The sequence below is a fragment of the Streptomyces sp. NPDC059828 genome (assembly GCF_042731955.1).
Classification (GTDB): Bacteria; Actinomycetota; Actinomycetes; order Streptomycetales; family Streptomycetaceae; genus Streptomyces.
Genome location: NZ_JBHWIW010000028.1, coordinates 60994 through 80447, shown reverse-complemented (window position 1 = coordinate 80447; position 19454 = coordinate 60994). Strand labels below are relative to the sequence as shown.

Annotated in this window: 17 protein-coding genes; 11 read left to right on the top strand and 6 right to left on the bottom strand. The window is 68.5% G+C overall.

Annotation, left to right across the window (positions count from 1 at the left end; translation table 11 throughout):
- Positions 1–8: 8 nt before the first annotated feature.
- Positions 9–1640, bottom strand: a complete 1632-nt coding sequence (locus ACFV6V_RS18580; RefSeq protein ID WP_385566034.1) for a carboxyl transferase domain-containing protein — start codon at positions 1638–1640, stop codon at positions 9–11.
- Positions 1641–1723: 83 nt separating this feature from the next.
- Between ACFV6V_RS18580 and ACFV6V_RS18575 the strand changes: the two genes are divergently transcribed.
- Together ACFV6V_RS18575 and ACFV6V_RS18570 are read left to right on the top strand one after the other, a co-directional pair.
- Complete coding sequence (locus tag ACFV6V_RS18575; RefSeq protein ID WP_385566031.1) at positions 1724–2347, top strand: TetR/AcrR family transcriptional regulator; 624 nt, start codon at positions 1724–1726, stop codon at positions 2345–2347.
- A 76-nt stretch (positions 2348–2423) separates the two neighbouring features.
- Entirely contained in the window at positions 2424–3203 is a 780-nt protein-coding gene (locus tag ACFV6V_RS18570) for a phosphatase (RefSeq protein WP_385566029.1), read from the top strand.
- Here ACFV6V_RS18570 and ACFV6V_RS18565 read toward each other — a convergent pair.
- Complete coding sequence (locus ACFV6V_RS18565; protein WP_385566027.1) at positions 3139–4281, bottom strand: cation diffusion facilitator family transporter; 1143 nt, start codon at positions 4279–4281, stop codon at positions 3139–3141. The two genes, ACFV6V_RS18570 and ACFV6V_RS18565, sit on opposite strands and share 65 nt — an antisense overlap.
- Before the next feature lie 92 nt (positions 4282–4373).
- Between ACFV6V_RS18565 and ACFV6V_RS18560 the strand changes: the two genes are divergently transcribed.
- A complete protein-coding gene (locus ACFV6V_RS18560; protein ID WP_385566024.1) occupies positions 4374–5093 on the top strand; it encodes an alpha/beta fold hydrolase in 720 nt (239 codons plus the stop codon).
- A 73-nt stretch (positions 5094–5166) separates the two neighbouring features.
- Here ACFV6V_RS18560 and ACFV6V_RS18555 read toward each other — a convergent pair whose 3' ends face one another.
- Complete coding sequence (locus tag ACFV6V_RS18555; protein ID WP_385566021.1) at positions 5167–6042, bottom strand: acyl-CoA thioesterase; 876 nt, start codon at positions 6040–6042, stop codon at positions 5167–5169.
- 4 nt (positions 6043–6046) lie between these two features.
- The gene (locus ACFV6V_RS18550) at positions 6047–7204 is read right to left on the bottom strand and encodes an acyl-CoA dehydrogenase family protein (RefSeq protein ID WP_385566019.1); all 1158 of its coding nucleotides are present in this window, start codon (positions 7202–7204) and stop codon (positions 6047–6049) included.
- 172 nt (positions 7205–7376) lie between these two features.
- Between ACFV6V_RS18550 and ACFV6V_RS18545 the strand changes: the two genes are divergently transcribed.
- The 4 genes from ACFV6V_RS18545 (at position 7377) to ACFV6V_RS18530 (ending at position 13172) form a co-directional block, all read left to right on the top strand.
- Positions 7377–8633, top strand: a complete 1257-nt coding sequence (locus tag ACFV6V_RS18545) for an ATP/GTP-binding protein (protein WP_385566016.1) — start codon at positions 7377–7379, stop codon at positions 8631–8633.
- Entirely contained in the window at positions 8633–9292 is a 660-nt protein-coding gene (locus ACFV6V_RS18540; RefSeq protein ID WP_385566014.1) for an RloB family protein, read from the top strand. Before ACFV6V_RS18545 ends, ACFV6V_RS18540 begins: the two co-directional genes overlap by 1 nt.
- A 93-nt stretch (positions 9293–9385) precedes the next feature.
- Complete coding sequence (locus ACFV6V_RS18535; RefSeq protein ID WP_385566011.1) at positions 9386–11989, top strand: N-6 DNA methylase; 2604 nt, start codon at positions 9386–9388, stop codon at positions 11987–11989.
- Positions 11979–13172 (top strand): hypothetical protein, encoded by a 1194-nt coding sequence (locus ACFV6V_RS18530; protein WP_385566008.1) that lies wholly within the window; start codon positions 11979–11981, stop codon positions 13170–13172. The genes ACFV6V_RS18535 and ACFV6V_RS18530 overlap by 11 nt, the downstream gene beginning before the upstream one ends.
- 1 nt (position 13173) lies before the next feature.
- Here ACFV6V_RS18530 and ACFV6V_RS18525 read toward each other — a convergent pair whose 3' ends face one another.
- Both ACFV6V_RS18525 and ACFV6V_RS18520 read right to left on the bottom strand, forming a co-directional pair.
- The gene (locus tag ACFV6V_RS18525; protein ID WP_385566005.1) at positions 13174–13389 is read right to left on the bottom strand and encodes a DUF397 domain-containing protein; all 216 of its coding nucleotides are present in this window, start codon (positions 13387–13389) and stop codon (positions 13174–13176) included.
- Positions 13382–14176: a helix-turn-helix domain-containing protein gene (locus ACFV6V_RS18520; RefSeq protein ID WP_385566002.1), complete on the bottom strand. Its 795-nt coding sequence runs from the start codon at positions 14174–14176 to the stop codon at positions 13382–13384. The genes ACFV6V_RS18525 and ACFV6V_RS18520 overlap by 8 nt, the downstream gene beginning before the upstream one ends.
- Positions 14177–14374: 198 nt before the next feature.
- Here ACFV6V_RS18520 and ACFV6V_RS18515 point away from each other — a divergent pair, with 198 nt between their 5' ends.
- From ACFV6V_RS18515 to ACFV6V_RS18500, 4 genes are all read left to right on the top strand, one after another.
- Positions 14375–14692: a hypothetical protein gene (locus ACFV6V_RS18515; RefSeq protein ID WP_385566000.1), complete on the top strand. Its 318-nt coding sequence runs from the start codon at positions 14375–14377 to the stop codon at positions 14690–14692.
- Positions 14689–15000 (top strand): hypothetical protein, encoded by a 312-nt coding sequence (locus ACFV6V_RS18510; protein WP_385565997.1) that lies wholly within the window; start codon positions 14689–14691, stop codon positions 14998–15000. Before ACFV6V_RS18515 ends, ACFV6V_RS18510 begins: the two co-directional genes overlap by 4 nt.
- 85 nt (positions 15001–15085) lie before the next feature.
- A complete protein-coding gene (locus ACFV6V_RS18505) occupies positions 15086–18640 on the top strand; it encodes a type I restriction endonuclease subunit R (protein WP_385565994.1) in 3555 nt (1184 codons plus the stop codon).
- A gap of 5 nt (positions 18641–18645) precedes the next feature.
- Positions 18646–19431, top strand: coding sequence for a M48 family metallopeptidase (locus tag ACFV6V_RS18500; protein WP_385565991.1), 786 nt, complete (start codon positions 18646–18648; stop codon positions 19429–19431).
- The last annotated feature ends 23 nt before the right edge of the window (positions 19432–19454 follow it).

Genomic DNA, 19454 nt, shown 5'->3' with positions numbered 1-19454 from the left:
ACAGTCCCTCACATCCGGAAGACGCCGAAGCCGGGCGCCGCGCTGTCCCTTTGCGGAAGCGGGGCGTTGGCACAGGCGGTCAGAGCCAGACCCAGCACCTGCCGGGTCTCCAGCGGGTCGATCACTCCGTCGTCCCACAGCCGGGCGGTCGCGTAGTACGCATTGCCCTGCTGCTCGTACTGGGCGCGGATGGGGGCCTTGAAGGCCTCTTCCTCATCGACGGCCCACGCATCGCCCCGGCCCTCGATCTGGTCGCGCTTGACCGTCGCCAGCACCGATGCGGCCTGCTCCCCGCCCATCACGGAGATCTTGGCGTTGGGCCACATCCACAGGAAACGGGGGGAGTACGCCCGGCCGCACATCGAGTAGTTGCCCGCGCCGTAGGAGCCGCCGATGACGACCGTCAGCTTGGGCACCCGGGTGCAGGCCACGGCCGTGACCATCTTGGCGCCGTGCTTGGCGATGCCCCCGTGCTCGTAGTCCTTGCCGACCATGAAGCCCGAGATGTTCTGGAGGAACAGCAGCGGGATTCCCCGCTGGTCGCACAGCTCGATGAAGTGCGCGCCCTTCTGGGCGGACTCGGCGAACAGGATGCCGTTGTTGGCGATGATGCCGACCGGGTGGCCGTGGATCCGGGCGAAGCCGGTGACCAGGGTCTGCCCGAACTCCGACTTGAACTCGGCGAACCGGGAGCCGTCGGCGATCCGGGCGATGACCTCCCGGACGTCATAGGGCGTGCGCGAGTCCGCCGGCACCGCCCCGTACAGCCCGAAGGGGTCGGCCTTCGGCTCCTCGGCGGGCTCCACGGACCATGGGAGCGGCCCGCGCTCGGGCAGGGTCGCCACGATGTTCCGCACGATCCGCAGGGCGTGGGCGTCGTCCTCGGCCAGATGGTCCGTCACCCCGGAGATCCGGGAGTGCACCTCGCCACCGCCGAGCTCCTCGGCCGTGACCACCTCGCCCGTCGCCGCCTTCACCAGCGGCGGCCCGCCCAGGAAGATCGTCCCCTGATCCCGCACGATCACGGCCTCGTCGCTCATCGCCGGGACGTAGGCGCCGCCCGCCGTGCAGGAGCCCATCACCGCGGCGATCTGCGGAATGCGCGCACCCGAGAGCCGTGCCTGGTTGTAGAAGATCCGGCCGAAGTGCTCACGGTCCGGGAAGACCTCGTCCTGCATCGGCAGGAAGGCGCCGCCCGAGTCCACCAGGTAGACACACGGCAGACGGTTCTCCAGCGCCACTTCCTGGGCGCGCAGATGCTTCTTCACCGTCATCGGGTAGTACGTGCCGCCCTTGACCGTGGCGTCATTGGCGACGACCACGACCTCGCGACCGCTCACCCGGCCGATACCGGCGATCACCCCGGCCGCGGGGGCCTGGCCGTCGTACATCCCGTCGGCCGCCAGCGGGGCCAGCTCCAGGAAGGGCGAGCCCGGGTCCAGGAGCGTGTCCACCCGGTCGCGTGGCAGCAGCTTGCCGCGCGCGGTGTGCCGTGCGCGGGCCTTCTCACCGCCGCCCAGACGGGCCGCGGCCAGCTTCGCGCGCAGTGTGTCGGTCAGCTCGCGGTGCGCCGCCTCATTGGCCTGCCAGGCCTCGGATGCGGGATCTGCCGCACTCGCCAGCACAGGTGCCTGCTGCATCGGTCCAGCCCTCCTTGTTAATGAGCGTTAACCGATCCCCTCCAGGTTAACGAGCGCTAACCGTGCTGTCTAGAATCAGTTGTATGAGCACCAGAGCCGACGCCCCGACCCGGCGCGAGCAGATCCTCAACGAGGCCGCCCGGCTCTTCGCCGAGCGCGGTTTCCACGGCGTCGGAGTGGACGAGATAGGGGCGGCTGTCGGTATCAGCGGCCCGGGTCTGTACCGCCACTTCGCCGGCAAGGACGCGATGCTCGCCGAGCTGCTGGTCGGGATCTCCGGCCGGCTGCTGGACGGGGGCAGGCGCAGGGTCGCCGAAGCCGATGGACCCGGTGGATCCGGCGGGGCCCCCGAGCAGGTGCTCGCCTCACTGATCGACGGGCATATCGACTTCGCCCTCGACGATCGCCCGCTGATCACCCTGCACGACCGCGAGCTCGACCGGCTGCGCGACAGCGACCGCAAGCTCGTGCGCCAGCTCCAGCGCCAGTACGTCGAGCTGTGGGTCGACGTGGTCCGCAAGCTCCACCCGGAGGTCCCCGAGGGCCAGGTCCGGGCGGCCGTCCACGCCGTGTTCGGGCTGCTGAACTCCACCCCGCATCTCGGCTCGTACGGGAACTCCTACGGAAACGGCCTGCCGGGGCGCTCCGCCATGGAGGCGCTCCTGCGCAAGCTGGCCCACGGAGCGTTCGCGTCGCTGTCGGCGTGAGTCCCGACCCGGGGTGGCGGCGTCCGCGCTCTGGGACGCCCGGCACGCTCCGCACACCTGGCGGCACAATGGGCGCATGCCGATACCGAACCGCGCCGCTCTCGTCGACCACCTCGTCCGCACCCGTATCGCCGGAGACGTCGCCACGCCTCGCGACAACAACCTCTCCCACTACCGCAAGCTGGCCAACGGCGACCGCCACTACTGGCTGGGGCTCGAACTCGGCGACCGCTGGACCGACGAGCAGGACGTGCTGGCCGTCATGGCCGAGCGCTGCGGCGTCAACGACGATCCCCAGCACCGGTTCGGTCAGGACACCATCGACCCCGAGCTGACCGTCGACGCCCTCGACCGCATGGCGGCACGGCTCAAGGAGGCCGCCGCTGCCAGGCAGTCGGTGCTCTTCGCCACCGGACACCCCGGTGGGCTGCTCGATGTGCACCGGCAGACCGCGGACGCGCTGCGGGCCGCGGGCTGCGAGATCGTGCGGATCCCCTCGGGACTCACCGCGGACGAGGGCATGGTCTTCCAGTTCGCCGATGTCGCGATGCTGGAACGCGGCGCCACCCTGTGGCACACCCACTCGCCGGAACCGATGGCCGCCATCCTGGACGGTCTGGGGCGGGAGGGGCGGTCCCAGCCGGACCTGGTGGTCGCGGACCACGGCTGGGCGGGCTGCGCCGGCCAGCGGGGGATCGACGCCGTGGGCTACGCGGACTGCAACGACCCGGCGCTGTTCATCGGTGAGGCGGAGGGCACCCTCCAGGTGACGGTTCCGCTGGACGACCATGTCACGGACCCGCGTTTCTACGATCCGATGACGGCGTATCTCCTGAACGCGGCGGGGCTCCTCTGACCCCAGGGGCTCCCCTGACTCCAGGGGACGCCACGGGACCGTGGGGTGCTGCGGGACCTGCTGTTCCGGGACGGGAGCCGGGCCGGACCTGGTGCACTCCCGGTGTCGGATCCAGGTACACCCTGCGGATCGCGGGGAAGCGCTGGCGCAGCTGCTGCTCGGCGTCCTCGCAGGCCCACTCCACCTGTTCGGCCGATGCCACGTCCCGGAAGTTCACCTTCGCCGCGATCAGGATCTCGGTGGGGCCCTGGATGAGGGTGGTCAGCTCCAGCACCTCGACGATGTGGGGCACGGTGAGCAGCTCCTCGCGCACCGACTCCCGCATCCGTGGCGGCAGTGGACGGCCGATCAGCAGCTCGGCATTGCAGCTGCCGAGCACCCAGGCCACGGCGGCCAGCAGCAGCCCGATCAGCAGTGACGCGATGCCGTCCCAGACGGTGGAGCCGGTGAGCTGGCCACCGGCCAGGCCAGCCGCGGCGAGCAGCAGCCCGAGCAGCGCCGCGGAGTCCTCCATCGCCACGGCCTTCACCGCCGGCCGTGGGGTGTGGCGCAGAGGGCGCCGGGCCGGGGCGCGCGGCCGCTCGGCCTGGCCCCGCAGCTGCCTGACGCCCCTGGTCAGCGAGACCCCTTCCAGCACCGCGGCGACGGCCAGCACCAGGTAGGAGACGAGCGGATCACCCGGCGTACCGCCGTGTGTGAGCGTGCGGATGCCGTCGTACACGGCGAAGACCGCGCCGCCCACGAAGGTGGCGACCGAGGCCAGCACGGCCCAGACGTAGCGCTCGGGCCCGTAGCCCAGCGGGTGCTCCTCGTCGGCGGGCCTCGCGCTCCTGCGCAGCGCGGTGGGCGGCAGGACACCGGTGACCGTGTCGGCGACCGAATGGGCGGCCTCGGCGAGCATCGCGCTCGACCCGCTGATGACTCCGGCGACCGCCTTCGCCACGGCGATGCCCAGGTGGGCCAGACCCGCAATGACCACGGTGCCGGTGCTTTCCGGTGGCTCGCCGGGAGGGATGTGCTCCGGTGGGGGGACGGGAGCGTCGGCCGGCCCGCCGGCGGTGTTCTCGTCGCTCGCCATGAGGGGAGGGTATGTCTGTTGTGTCAGGTGTGCTCGATTGTGTCAGGTGTGCTCGATCTCGGCCATGGGCCAGGGTGACAGGCGGTGAGACAGTGGCGGACTACGTCCTGGTCCACGGGGCCATGCACGGGGGCTGGTGCTGGGGACCGGTGCGCGATCTGCTGACCCGGCACGGGCACCGCGTGTTCACACCGAGCCTGACGGGCCAGGGCGAGCGACACCGTGAGCTGACGCGAGAGGTCGGCGTCGCCACCCATGTGGACGACCTGGTGGACCTCATCTGGTACGAGGACCTCGGCAACGTCCGTCTCGTCCTGCACAGCTACGCCGGAATCCTGGCCGGACCGGTCGCGGAACGCGCGGCCGGCCGGCTCGCCGCCGTGGTCCTCGCGGGCGGTTTCCTGGTCCGGCCCGGGGAGTGCCTGCTGGACGTGGAGCCGCCCGAGGCCGCGCGCCGCTACCGTGAGCTGGCGGCCGAGCATGGCGAGGGCTGGTACCTGCCCGCGGACGCCTCGTACCTCACTCAGTGGGGCGTACGGGACGAGCGACTGCGGGCCTGGGCGGGGCCACGCCTCACCGACTTCCCGTTCCGCTGCCAGACGGATCCCGTGGAATTCGACCCGGGTCCCCTCGCGGCACTGCACAGGGTCTACGTGCGGCACACCGGCCCGCCGCTGCCGAGCCTCGACGCGTCCCTCGCGGCCGCGCGTGCGGACGGCTGGGAGATCCGCACGATCGCGTGCGGGCACGACATGATGCTGGAGGCCCCGGAGGGGACGGCCCGGATCCTGGAGTCCCGGACCCGGACATGACCCGAGTGGCCCGGTGGAGTCCGACCGCTCAGCTGACGTACGGGGTGCCCAGGCGGGAGTTCTCAAGCACGGCCTAGTCGCGCGGGACGCGGACCACGCCTTCCTGGATCACCGAGATCGCCAGCTGCCCGTCCCGCGTATAGATACGTGCCTGTCCGAGACCGCGCCCGCCGTACGCCGACGGCGACTCCTGGTCGTACAACAGCCACTCGTCCGCCCGGAAGGGGCGGTGGAACCACATCGCGTGGTCCAGCGAGGCGCCCACGACATCCCCGACCGTCCAGCCGCCCCGCCCGTGGGCGAGCAGCACGGAGTCGAGCAGGGTCATGTCCGAGACATAGGTGGCGAGGCAGACGTGCAGCATCGGGTCGTCCGCGAGCTTGCCGTTGGTGCGGAACCACACCTGTGAGCGCGGCTCGCGCGGCTGCCCGACGGTGGCGAACGGAGGCTCGGACACATACCGCAGATCGACCGCGTCCCGGGCGGCGAGCAGGCGCCGTGCGACGTCCGGGTGGATGAACGTGTCCGCGTACTGCGGGATGCTCTCGGCGGCCGACGGCAGGGTCTCGGGGTCCGGGGCGTCCGGCATCGGGGCCTGGTGGTCGAGCCCCTCCTCGTACGTCTGGAAGGACGCCGAGAGATGGAAGATCGGCTGGCCGTGCTGGACGGCGACGACCCGCCGGGTGGTGAAGGAGCGTCCGTCGCGGATGCGGTCGACCGTGTAGACGATCGGCGCGCCGGGGTCGCCCATGCGTAGGAAGTACGAGTGCAGGGAGTGCGCCGTACGGTCGGCGGGGACGGTGCGGCCCGCGGCGACGAGCGCCTGGGCCGCGACCTGTCCGCCGAAGACCCGGGGTACGACCGCCGAACGCGATCGTCCCCGGAAGATGTCCTGCTCGATCTGCTCGAGGTCGAGCAGATCGAGCAGGCCGTCAAGAGCTTCGCTCACAGGGTCAGAGTCCCATGTTCTTGGCGATGATCGACTTCATGACCTCGCTGGTGCCGCCGTAGATGCGGTTGACGCGGTTGTCAGCGTACAGGCGGGCGATCGGGTACTCGTTCATGTAACCGTAGCCGCCGTGCAGCTGGAGGCAGCGGTCGATGACCCGGTGCGCGACCTCGGTGCAGAACAGCTTGGCCGACGCGGCCTCGGCCGGGGTCAGCTCGCCCGCGTCCAGGGCCTCCAGCGCGCGGTCCGCGACGGCCTCGGCGGCGTCCACCTCGGCCTGGCAGGCGGCCAGCTCGAACTTGGTGTTCTGGAACGAGGCGACCGTCTTGCCGAACACCGTGCGGTCCTGCACGTACTGCTTGGCGAAGCGGACGGCGGCCTTCGCCTGGGAGTAGGCGCCGAAGGCGATGCCGAAGCGCTCGGAGGTCAGGTTCTGGCCGAGGTAGTAGAAGCCCTTGTTCTCCTCGCCGAGCAGGTCCTCGACCGGGACCTTGACGTCGACGAAGGCCAGCTCGGCGGTGTCGGAGGTGCGCAGGCCCAGCTTGTCCAGCTTGCGGCCGATGGAGTAGCCCTCGGACTTGGTGTCCACCGCGAACAGGGAGATGCCGAAGCGGCGGTCCTCGGCGGTCGGTGCGGAGGTGCGGGCGCAGACGATCACACGCTCGGCGTGCACACCACCGGTGATGAAGGTCTTGGAGCCGTTGAGGACGTAGTGGGTACCGTCCTCGGAGAGCTTGGCGGTGGTCTTCATGCCCGCGACGTCGGAGCCGGTGCCCGGCTCGGTCATCGCCAGCGCCCACATCTCCTCGCCGGTGACGAACTTCGGCAGGAAGCGCTTCTTCTGCTCGTCGTCGGCCAGCATCTTGATGTAGGGCAGAGCGAGCAGCACGTGCACGCCGGAGCCGCCGAACTGGACACCCGCGCGGGAGGTCTCCTCGTAGAGCACAGCCTCGAACTTGTGGGTGTCCAGGCCCGCTCCGCCGAACTCCTCGGGCACGTTGATCCCGAAGACGCCCAGCTCACCGAGCTTGTAGTAGAAGTCGCGAGGCGCCTGGCCGGCCGCGAACCACTCGTCGTAGACGGGCACGACCTCAGCCTCGATGAAGGCCCGGATGGTCTCCCGGAACGCCTCGTGGTCCTCGTTGAAAACGGTACGGCGCACGGACGCCTCCTCGTGACTGTGTGGGTTCGCGGCAATGTCTAAGCGCTTGCTCAGTCATAAGTTACCGGGCGGTTGTTGAACGTGTCCAGAGTGATGCTGGGCACGCTCGCGTGCCCCCAAGGCAGGCTGATGTCCGTGGTGACCATTACTCTGGCCGCGGAGAGGGGGCAGCATGCTGCTGAGATTCCGCACGGCGAACGTCCGGTCACTGCGCGATGAGCAGGAGCTGACGTTCGTCACGTCCGAGGACGAACCGAGTGTGACCGGTCGGCGGATCGAGCTCGCCGGCAGCCGTGCCCTGTCGGTGCTCCCACTCATCGGCATTTTCGGAGCCAATGCGTCAGGCAAGTCGAACGTGCTGATCGCCATGACGGACATGCGCGCCGCCGTCCTGAATTCCTACGCGCGCTGGGCGTCCTTCGACGGCACCGCTCGAACCCCTTTTGCACTGGACGCCAAGGAAGGCGAGGAGCCGAGCTTCTTCGAGGCGGATCTGGTGCTCGACGGCGTGCGTTGGACATACGGCTTCGAGCTCGGCTCGGACCGGGTCGAAGCGGAATGGCTCCACAGCTACCCGCGGGGCCACCGCCAGGTATGGCTCGACCGCGATGCCTCGCGAGCCAAGATCTACGACTGGCCGGGCAGCCGGGTGAGGGATCGGGCCCAGCTGGAGCGGCGTACGCGCTCGAACGCCTTGTTGCTGTCCACTGCGGGCACGGACAACCATCCCCAGCTCTCGCCTCTCTTCCACTGGTTCCGCCGCAATCTGTGGCTCATCAACCCGGAGGACGAGCGCACGCAGCGAGAGGCGTTCACCATGAACGAACTCTCCGGTGGCCGCGCCCGCCGAATCAACGAACTGCTGCGGGTCGCCGACCTCGGAATCACCGGGGCCGAGGTCGTCGACGAGGGCAGGGACCGCGCGACGGTCAAGCTCACCCACCGGTCGGCGACGGGAGAGGTGGCCTTCGACTGGCGGAACGAGTCCTACGGCACTCGCTCCTGGTTCGCCTTGCTCGGCCCGCTGCTTCTGGCGCTCGACGAGGGTGCCGTGCTGCTCGTCGACGAGCTGGACTCGAGTCTGCACCCGCGGTTCGCCGCCGAGGTCGTCCGGCTCTTCCACGACCCGCAGGCCAATCCGAAGGGTGCGCAACTCGTCTTCACGTCGCACGACCCGTCGGTGCTCACCACCCCGAGCGGGGGCCGTCTGTTGGAGCCCAGCCAGGTATGGCTGACGGAGAAGGACAAGGACGGGGCCACCGAGCTGTATCCGCTGACCGCCGCGTCCCCGGGGGAGGACGAGGACCTGATGAAGTCCTACCTGGCCGGCGCCTTCGGTGCGGTCCCCTCGCTCCTGGAGGGCCAGATTGCCCGGCGTCTGCTGGCGGCGAACGAACAGGAACGCGAGTACGAGGCGGAGCGGAGCTGATGGCGCGTACGAGGGGGAAGGAGCCGCTGGGCCCTGCGAAGAAGGGCGGGCGGCGCCGCAAGGTCGTGCATGTCTTCACTGAGGGCCGGGTCACCGAACCCGAGTACATCAAGATCGTCCGGGACCGGGCCGGGGTGACCGGCGTGGAGGTCCGTATCGCGAACTCGTCGGCCCCGGGCTCGCAGCGCAAGCCGATCAAGCTCGTCGAGGCGGCGGTCCGGCTCATGCGAGAGGAAACCCGGGAGGCCAAGCGCAGCGGCCTGGAGAAGAAGTTCTGGCCCGCCGTCTGGTGTCTGTTCGACCGCGACGAGCACGAATCCATCGAGGCGGCGCTGAAGCAGGCCGACGAGGCGGGTGTTCGTGTCGCCTTCTCCCACCCCTGCTTCGAGGTGTGGCGGCTGCTGCACCACAAGCCGGTGACCGGCACCTTCGGCGGGGTCTGCGACATGGCGGCGAAGCGACTGCCCTTCGCCGGCAGCGCCGCGAACCTCAAGACCGTACTGCCGGAGCAGATCCCGGCGGGCAGCTATGCGGAAGCGAAGAAGCGCGCCTTGAAGATGAACGCGGCCCATGACGAACATGTGCCGAAGGTCCTGCGTGACCCGTACACGGACGTCTTCGACTTCGTCGAGCAGGGGATGGGTGTCAGCTCCTACTGACCGAAGCTGACCGGTTCGAGCGAACGGTTATCACCCGGGTCCGTTGCCGCCGTAGGGTTCCTACGTCATATCGGGTCGTAGGAAGACGGGTACGTGGCCAAGCTCACGCTCGCGCAGTTGGAGCGCCATCTCTTCGCCGCCGCGGACATCCTCCGCGGCACGATGGACGCCTCCGAGTACAAGGACTACATCTTCGGTCTGCTGTTCCTGAAGCGGGCCAACGACGAGTTCGAGGCGGCACGCGAGCGGATCAGAGAGCAGGCGGAGAGCGAGCTGGGATTCACCGGGGAACTGCTGGAGAGCTTCCTGGAGGACGCGGCCCCGTACAGCGAGCGCGGTGTTCTCTTCGTGCCGAAGGCCGCCCGCTGGGCTGAGATCTCGTCCGGCACCCACAACATCAACGAGTCGCTGCTGCGGCCCGCGCTCCAGGCCCTGGAGGGCCAGAACGCCAAGCTCAAGGGCCTGTTCGACCAGCTTGACTTCAACCGCATCGGTGGCTCGGGTGCCGCCGCGGGTGCGGCGAAACTCGCCGACCAGAGGCTGAAGCTGCTGATCGGGCACTTCGGACGGGTGCGGCTGAGGACGGAGGACTTCGAGTTCCCCGACCTGATCGGTGCCGCCTACGAGTACCTGATCAAGGAGTTCGCGGACTCGGCGGGCCGCAAGGGCGGCGAGTTCTACACCCCGCGTGCGGTCGTCCGCATGATGGTCGAGCTGCTGGACCCCCGGGACGGCACGCGCATCTACGACCCGTGCGTCGGCTCGGGCGGCATGCTCATCCACGCCAAGGAGTATGTGGAGGAGCACGGCGGGGACGCCGAGAACATGTTCTTCGCCGGCCAGGACGCCAACAGCGGTTCCTGGATCATGTCCACGATGAACATGGTGCTCCACGGCGTCAGCACCCGTTTCGACCTGCGGACCGGCGACACGCTGTCCGAGCCGGCGCATACACCGAAGTCGGACGCGGACCGGTTCGACGGGGTCCTGAGTAATCCGCCGTTCTCGATGGACTACTCGCTCGCCGACTTCCCGCACAGGGCGGAGCGGGCGAAGTACGGCGAGACGAGCGAACGCGGCAAGGCCGACCTGATGTTCCTCCAGCACATGCTCTGGATGACCAAGCGGGAGAGCCGAGGCGGCATGGTCATCACGGTCATGCCGCACGGCGTGCTGTTCCGGGGCGGTGGTGAGCGGGATATCCGGTCCGAGCTGATCGAGCAGGACGCGATCGAGGCGGTCATCGGCCTCGCCCCGAACCTCTTCTACGGCACCGGCATCCCCGCATGCATCCTGGTTCTCCGCCCGCCGGGCAAGAAGGACCCGAAGCGGGAGGGCCGGGTCCTCTTCATCAACGCGGACCGCGAATACCACGCGGAGCGGGCGCAGAACGTGCTGCTGCCCGAGCACGCGGAGAAGATCGTCACCACGTTCCGGGAGTACGAGAACGTGCCCGGCTTCGCGCGCGTGGTCAAGCGCGAGGAGTTGCGGGACAACGACTACAACCTCAACATCCGCCGGTACGTGGACAACACGCCCCCGCCGGAGCCGCAGGACGTGCGGGCGCACCTGGTGGGCGGCATGCCGCGGGCGGAGGTCGAGGCGAAGAAGGAACTGCTCGACGCGTACGAGATCGAGGTGGAGGACCTCTTCGCCGAGCGCGATCCGGTGGACCCGGCGTATCTGGACTTCCTCCCGGAGGGCGAGCGCCCGGACGCATCCAGGCTCGCGGAGCTGGCGAGCCCCCGCGAGGACGCGCTGCGCGTGGCGTTTGCCAAGTGGTGGGAGGAAGAGGCCCGTCACCTGGAGGCGGTTGCCGCCACGCCCGAGCGGCTCGCGGAGTTGACGGCGTCGGAGCGCAAGGCGGCGCTGATGGCCGTACGGGGGTCGTTGATCGGGTCCTTCGTGGAGCGGCTGGGCGGCATCGGCCTGCTCGACCGGTACGCGCTGGCGGGCGCGGTGGCCGGCTGGTGGTACGAGGCCAAGTACGACCTGCTGGCGTTGTCGGAGAACGGCTTCGCCGGGGTGCTGGACGGCTGGGTCGAAAACGTCGAGACGCTGCTCGCGCCGGAACAGGACCCGAAGACGAAGAAGCTGCGCAAGCGCACGGCTGCGGAGCGGCGCCAGGCGTACGCCCACAAGGTGGTCGCGGCGATCGTGCCTGAGTTCCTGACGGAACTGGCGGAGGCGGACGCGCGCAAGGCGGAGCTGGATGCCCGGTGGAAGGAACTCAACGCGGAGCCGGAGCCGTCGGAGGACGACGAGGCTGAGGGTGACGAGGACGCTGTCACACGGGAGCAGGTCGAGCTGAGTGTGGAGCAGCTCGCGGAGCTGGCGTACGTGAAGAAGGAACGCACGAAGGCCGCGGCGCGGATCAAGAAGGTTGAGGCGGAGTTCTGGTTCACGCCGTGGCCGGACCCGACGAAGCTGGCCGAGGACCCGCCGAGACTGATCGCGGCCAGGAAGCGGTACGCCGAGGACCCGGAGGGGGAGCGCCGGGTGGTGCTGGAGCTGTTGCGGGACGACCTGGCGGCGAAGCTGGAGGGGCACGTGGTGCGGCGTCGGCGGGAGTTGGTTGATGCGTATGGAGTGTGGGGCGACAAGTATGCGGTGTCGCTGGCCGAGATCCGCGCGGAGCGTGAGCGGGCGGCGGGGAAGCTGGACGGATTCCTGAAGGAGCTGGGCTATGTCGGCTGACGCCGAGATCCGCTGGCTTCCGGTCCGTGAGGTCGGCGACGTGCGCATGGGTAAGCAATTGTCGCCTGCGAGTCGAGAGGCTGAGGGGCAGCACCCTTATCTGAGAGTCGCCAACGTCTACGAAGGGCAGATCGATCTTTCTGATGTCAAGACGATGGGGTTCTCGGTCGCAGAGCGTGAAGTATATGGACTCCGCCCCGGAGATGTTCTCCTGAACGAGGGCCAGGAGAACCTTCGAATGGTGGGAAGGAGTGCTATCTATAAAGGCGCACCAGGAGCCTACTGTTTCCAGAATACGCTCATCAGATTCCGCCCGGGAAGTGAAGTTCTTCCGGGATACGCGCAAGCGGTCTTCGTGAGATGGCGGGCTCAAGGGGTTTTCGCCAGCATCGCCGAGAAGACGAGCATCTCGCATCTCGGTGGAAACCGATTCGGTGCATTGTTGTTTCCGGTTAGGTCACTGGATGAGCAGCAGCGGATTGTTGAGATGATTGATGTCCTGTCGATGCAGGAGCGCGCCGTCGAGAAATCTCTTGCCAAGCTGGAGCAGCTAAAGATCGGGATGGCAGCTGCGCAACTCGCCAGTATCGAGCTTGGCCGATTTGAGGATGTTATTGAGCGCGGCCCTCAGAACGGGATTTACAAGTCGGCATCCTCTTACGGGATGGAGGGGACTCCCATTGTTCGTATCGAAAGCTTCAGAGGGGGCCCGTCGGACTTCACCAGGAACCTACTTCGTGTTGCGGCTAACGAGGTAGAGGTTGACCGTTACGGGCTCGCGATCGGCGATATTGTCATCAATCGTGTAAACACGCCAGAGTTGGTGGGCAAATCTACGGCAGTCCGTGAACTGGTTGAGCCTACCGTGTTTGAGTCGAACATGATGCGGTGCAAGATTCGAGCTGACCGAGCCGTTCCCGCCTTTGTTGAAATGTGGCTGGGTGACATGCTGTCAAAGAAGCACTTTCGAGTGCGCGCGAAGAGTGCAATTTCTCAGGCCAGCATCAATGGGGAAGATGTTCGCGACTGTCCGTTCCCTCGGCTTGCAGTGACGGAGCAACTGGCCATTCTTGAGCGCTTGGCGGCGGTTACTGCGCAGCAGCGGCTTGACGAGGCAGAGCTCGCGAAGCTGAGGGACTTCAAACGAGGCATGGTGAATGACCTGCTGGATGGCAGCACCTAAGTCAAACAGAGCCTTGCTTCAGGGCGCCCAAGAAGTGACCCCAACTGGCCCACTGGAAGACCAGAGCGGCGCCGTGAGGGTTCTTGGAGTCGCGGACTGGGATGCCCGATGGGTGGCCGTCCAGGACTTCGACACAACTCCCCGACTCGTTCCCGCTGTACGACGACTTGCGCCAGCCGCTCAACGTGGAGGCGTCCGGGATGATGTGCTCAGTCATGGTGTCCGTGTTCCTTCGCGGTTGCCCGCATGAGGGCCAGTGACTCTTGCGAGGGCAGTGCGTCGCCCAGTGCCAGATCGTAGACGCCCTGTAGCCGCTGGACCACGGTCGGGGAGTCGTGCACCTTGCCGATCGAGACGCCTTCGCTGTACGCGGCCGGTGGCTGGTCCTCGAACCACATCAGCGTCAGCATGCTCTGCATGAGTGGATGGACGCCGAGGCTCAGCGGGAGGACGTGCACGCGTACGCGTCTGCTCTCAACCAGCTGGATGATGTGCATGATCTGCTCAGCCATGACCGCTCGGCCGCCGACCGGGCGTCGCAGGACCATTTCGTCCAGCAGCGCCCACACTACGGGTGTCACAGGGTCTGAGAGGATCTTCGACCGCTCAAGCCGTGTGACGACGTGCCTGTCACGTTCTTCGTCGCTCCTGGGAGGGAAGGTCGTGCCCAGAACCGCACGCGCGTACCTCTCCGTCTGGAGGATGCCGGGCACGAAGGTGAGAGCGAACTCCCGGAGCATCGTTGCCTGTTGTTCGAGTTGGCGCGCGGTCTCGAAGTGGTCGGCGATCGTGTCGTCTTCCTGCGGCAGGAAGCTGCTCAGTACATCCCCCGTGCCCAGCGCCCTGTCCAGCCGCTTCGCGTCCTCCTTCGACGGAATGCGGCGGCCCGCCTCGATGTGGGCGATGTGCGAGCGGGTCATGATCGCGGCAACCGCCAACTCCTGCTGCGTGAGGCCGGCGGCTTCGCGTTGGGCCTTCAACCATTCCCCGTAGGTGTTGCTCATCGTCAACTCCCTTGCGACAAAAGCTCTGTCACATCGAACCCCTGGTCAGGGTAGCCCGACCGGTCTCAGGCTGTGAGTGAATCGCCACAGAGCGAGTTCGCCGGGCGGGATCGGCCGGGAGGAGCCGCAATCACGGACCCCCGCGACCGACGTGAACGGTCCGGGCGCATGGCCCTCAACTAACCAGGAGTTGATGACGTGTTGCACTGTATCGCCCAGCTGCTCGACCGGCTCTTGCGGCTCCTGTGGCCCCCGCCGCCAGAGGGCCTTCGCCCGCCGTATGCGGACCGGCAACGTCTCCGTCACTCCGCGCCCCACCCGCCCCGGCCCACCCGCGCCCCCGCCCCGTACTACCGAGGCGAGGACAGCCCTCTCGTCCGCCCCTACCTCCTCGCCCATGAGACCCGCCAGGCTGAGGCCCGCCGCCAGATGGCCCGTCGTCGGGCCCTCTGGTTCGCGGTCCACGGCGTCGACGTCGGCCCGCGCGTCATCCACGGACGGGAGGTGGCGGCGTGATCCGTCACACCAAGGAGGCACTTCGCCTGCTCCCCTGGACCGGGGCCGAGGGCAAGCCCTGCTACCTCATCGGTGACGGCGACGGTTATGTCTCGCGCCTCGCCGACAACATCGAAAGCGTGCAACTCGGCATGGCCGTCGATCTTCTCGATCACACCGACGACCTCCTGAGCGACCGCTCCGCCACCCCCGAACAGCTCCGCTACGTCATCGCCCGCCTGGCGGAGTCCCTGCGCGACGTGCACCGCATCGCGCGCAGTCGTGGCAACCGGCCGGCCGTCGCCGGTCGCGACGACAACCTGGGGTAGGCCCGAACTCTCCCCTCTCGCCAGCTCGTCACGCACAATGGATCACCAGATCGGGGCGCGGCGGCGGGCGAGAGGCGTGGGGGGAATGGCGGCGATGCAGGTCGAGCGGGACGAGGTGGAGCGGCCGACCGTCGCGCAGCTCCGGGCGATGGGCTGGACGCACTTCCAGGGAAAGGACGTCGGCCCCCTCGATGCCGACGCCCCGTTCCTCGTCGACACGCTCGGCAAGGCGCTGCGCCGCATCAACCTCCGCGCCGCCGACGGCAAGCCGTGGATGGACGACACAGATGTCAAGCGCTCCGTCGCCGAGCTTGCGTCGGTCTCCCTCGGCGCCGGTTTAGACAAGGCCAACTTCGCCGCCACCGACCTGCTCCTCAGTGGTCTGCTCCTCGCCGGTCCCTCCGCCGAGCACGGCGGACCCTCCGCCATCGTCCAGTACATCGAGTGGCACGAGGACCGCACCGGGCGCAACGAGTTCACCGTCGTCGACCAGCTCCACGTGCGGAACCGCTCCGGCGAGGTGTCGATCCTCGACATTGTCCTCTTCGTGAACGGGATTCCGCTCGTCGCCCTCGAGTGCAAGAGCCCCGACCTCGCCGACCCGATCCGCGATGCCGTGCTCGACCTGCGGCACTACGCGGGAGACCCGCTGCCCGACGACGAACGGGACGCGACGGACCTGGCGCTGCCCGCCGGGGTTCCGGAGCTCTTCCGTACCGTGCAGCTGCTCGTCGCGGCCACGGCCGAGACCGCGTACCTCGGCACGGTCACGTCCACCCCGGAGCATTTCCACCCCTGGCGGAGCATCGAGCCGGAGGGCAAGGCGACTCTCACCGCCGAACTGCCCGACGGCGTCGGCAAGCTCAACGAGCGGCACATGCTGGTGGGTGTCGTCCTGCGTCCGGCCGCTTTGCTGAGGGTCGTGCGCCACTACGTGATCCCACTGCCCGTTCAGACCGAGTCGGGCGGCAGCCGTACCGTCAAGGCCGTCGCACGGCACCAGCAGTACCGGGCCGCCGAGAAGGCGGTCCGCAAGCTGCTCACGGGCAGGACGCGTGGCGGACCGGTCCTCGAGGACGAGCGCGGCGGTCTCATCTGGCACACCCAGGGTTCCGGCAAGAGTCTCACCATGACCTTCCTCGTCCGCCGGATGCATCTGCACCACCAGCTCAGCGAGTTCATGGTGGTCGTGGTCACCGACCGGACCCAGCTGCAGGAGCAGCTGGCCCGGACGCTCAAGCTGAGCGAGTCGGAGGTGGAGACCGCCAGGACCGCGACCCAGATGGAGGGGCTGCTGCGGGACGGCGGTCGGCGGGTCGTGTTCGCGATGATCCAGAAGTACGGCGCCGGTGGATTCGCCTTCGCCGCAGAGTCAGACGGCGATGACGACGACCGGGACCTGACGGCCGAGTACGACGACGCCGAGAAGGCCCGACGGGAGCGGCGGGCGGCGAAGTTGCCGCCGGCGCCGAACTTTCCCGAGTGCAACACCTCCCCGGACATCCTCGTCCTCGTCGACGAGGCGCACCGGTCGCACACGAGCCTGCTGCACGCCGCCCTGCGCAAGGCGATCCCCAACGCGGCGAAGATCGGCTTCACCGGCACTCCGATCATGACGGGCAAGGCCGAGGACACCCGCCGGATCTTCGGTGGTGGCCCGGACCGGAAATTCCTGGACATGTACCGGATGGCAGACGCCGAACACGACGGCGTCGTCGTGCGGATCCGCTACGAGGGCCGTACCGGCGAGGGGCAGGTCTTCGACAAGGACGGTCTGGACCGGAACTTCGAGGACCTCATCCAAGACCGCACCGACGAGGAGCGGCGCGAACTGCTGAACCGCTGGCCCACCGAGCGGGACGTCGCCGAGTCGACGCCGGTGATCCGGGCCAAGGCCGAGGACATGCTGGAGCACTGGGTGACGACGGTGCTGCCCGGCGGAGGGTTCAAGGCGCAGGTCGCCGCGGTGAGTCGCAAGGCGGCCGTCGAGTACCACCACGCGCTGCGTGCCGCGCGGGACGCGCTGATGGTGGAGCTCGCCGCGTTCCGGCCGGAATCGGTCGCCGGAATCCCTCTCGACGAGCTGCCCTCGCGCACGCGCTATCTGTTCCAGGCCTACCAGTTCCGTTCGCTGCTGCGCCGGATCGACTTCGTGCCCGTCATCTCGCCCGGCAAGGAGCGCAAGTGGCGCCGGTGGCTGTACTGGACGGACCCGGTGCGGCAGGCGGCGTACATCGAGCGCTTCCACGAGGCGTTCCCCACGCCGCCGCCAGAGCCCGAATGGGTCGCCACCACTCCGTTCCACTCCCCGGTGCAGGAGACGCAGGAGTCGGGCGGCATGGGGGACAACCCGTGGTCACAGGAAGGCGTGGAGCAGCCCCAGGCATCGGCCGCCGGCCCCGACCCGGTGCATCCCGAGAGCCCCGTGGCCTTCCTGATCGTCAAGTCCATGTTGCTCACGGGTTTCGACGCGCCGCGTGAACAGGCGCTCTACCTGGACCGCCCGATCCGGGACGCCGAACTGCTCCAGGCAGTGGCCCGGGTGAACCGGCCGATGCCCGACAAGAAGGTCGGGTACGTCGTCGACTACTACGGCGTCTTCGAGCACCTGAGCAGTGCACTCGCCGACTACCGGAAGGAGGACGTCGACGACACGATGCGCAGCATGGCCGAGGAGATCGACGCTCTGGAACCGGCGGCCGAGGCGGTGCGCCGGTACCTCAGCGCCCAGGTCGGCGTCACCGACTCCGACCTCGTCGACTTCGCCGCGGTGCGCTCCGCCGCCCTCGCCTTCGACGACGAATCGAACCGTCAGGGCTTCGACGAGGTGCTGCACCGCTTCCTCACCGTCCTGGAGCGCGTACTGCCGCACGAGGACGGCCTGGACCATGTGGGCGACGCACGTCGCTGGGGGCTGCTGCAGAAGCGCATCCGTACCCTCCACCGTGACGCGGCGGGCGGGTCCTTCACGATGCGCACATACGGGCGGAAGGTGCGCGCGCTGATCGCCGACCATCTGGAGGGCCCCGAGATCGAACAGGTGATCGCGCCGGTGTCATTGGCGTCGCCGCTGTTCGACGAGAGGGTACGCGCCATGCCCCCGCGTGAGGCGGCCGCCGAGATGGGGCATGCCCTCCGCTTCCACCTGGAGGAGCGGGTCAGCCGGGAGGACCCGGAGAGGTACGCGCGGCTCTCGGAGCGGCTGGAGGAGATCCTGCGGGAGATGCCCGGGCGGTTCGAGGAGCAGATCGAGGCCTTCGGGCCACTCTTCGAGCAGGCCCGGCAGGAGGAAGAGGAGGATCCCAGGTTTGCGGGTCTCTCCCCGCTGGAGCAGCGGCTGTACCGGCTGCTGGACAGGGAGGCGGGGGAGAACCCGGACATCGACACGAGTGCGGCGGACCTGCGGTCCGTAGTCGGCACGGTGTGTGACACGGCGGCCCACACCATGGCCAAGACCGCGTACCAGGGCCAGCACCAGGACCTCGCCCTCCTCGCCGACAGGATCAGGATGGACCTGGTCAAGGGCCGGCTGCGGCCGGTAGGCACGGCATGGACGGCACTTCGCGATCTCGCGGAACGGCTCGCCGCCTACGCCGCGCAGAACCGGGCGTCCTTTCTGGCCAGGCTGAGGGGAGAATAGGCAGGGTGGCCGTCTCCGCCGTCGACCCTGCCGAGCCGATCGCCCTTGCCGAGGGCGATCGGCTCGCTGTCGACGGACTGGAACTCGACGTGCGCGTCAGTACCCGGCGCAAGCGGTTCGCGCTCACGGTGGAAACGGATGCTGCGGTCACCCTTCACGCGCCCCAGGGACGTCCGGCGGCCGATGCCCTCGCGTTCGTCCGGGCCCACCGGGCATGGGTGGTGGCCAAGACTGCGCAAAGGGAGCGCACTCGACCGCTGAACCCGCCCAAGCGGCTCGTCGAGGGCGAGGTGTTCCGGTATCTCGGGCGGACCTATCGCCTGGCCATCGACGCCGAGCGCCCGGAGGGTGCCGGGGTCCGGCTTGTCGCCGGGCGTCTGCTCCTCAACCAGGAACAGGCTGATGATCCGGCCCGGGGCCGGTCTGCGCTCGTCGACTGGTACTGCCGCGCCGGCCGCGAGTGGGCCAGGGGCAGACTCCAGCCGTGGGCGGCGCGTATGGGAGTCGCGGAGCCGGCGCTGGACGTTTCGGATCTCGGCGGCCGTTGGGGCCGCTACCGTCCGTCCGGCGGCGAGGTCGGACCCGGGCAGATGAGTCTGGGCTGGTCGCTGTTCCAACTGCCCATGCATCTCGTGGACTATGTCGTCGCCCACGAGCTCGCGCATGTGCGTGTCTCGGGGCACGGAGAAGATTTCTGGCGGTTGCTGGGGCGCGCCCTGCCCGAGTACGAGGAGCGGCGTGCCGAGCTGGACGAACTGGGGCGTCGCATGTGGATGGGAGAGATCGTCTAGCCGCCTCCGCTGTGAGCAGCTGC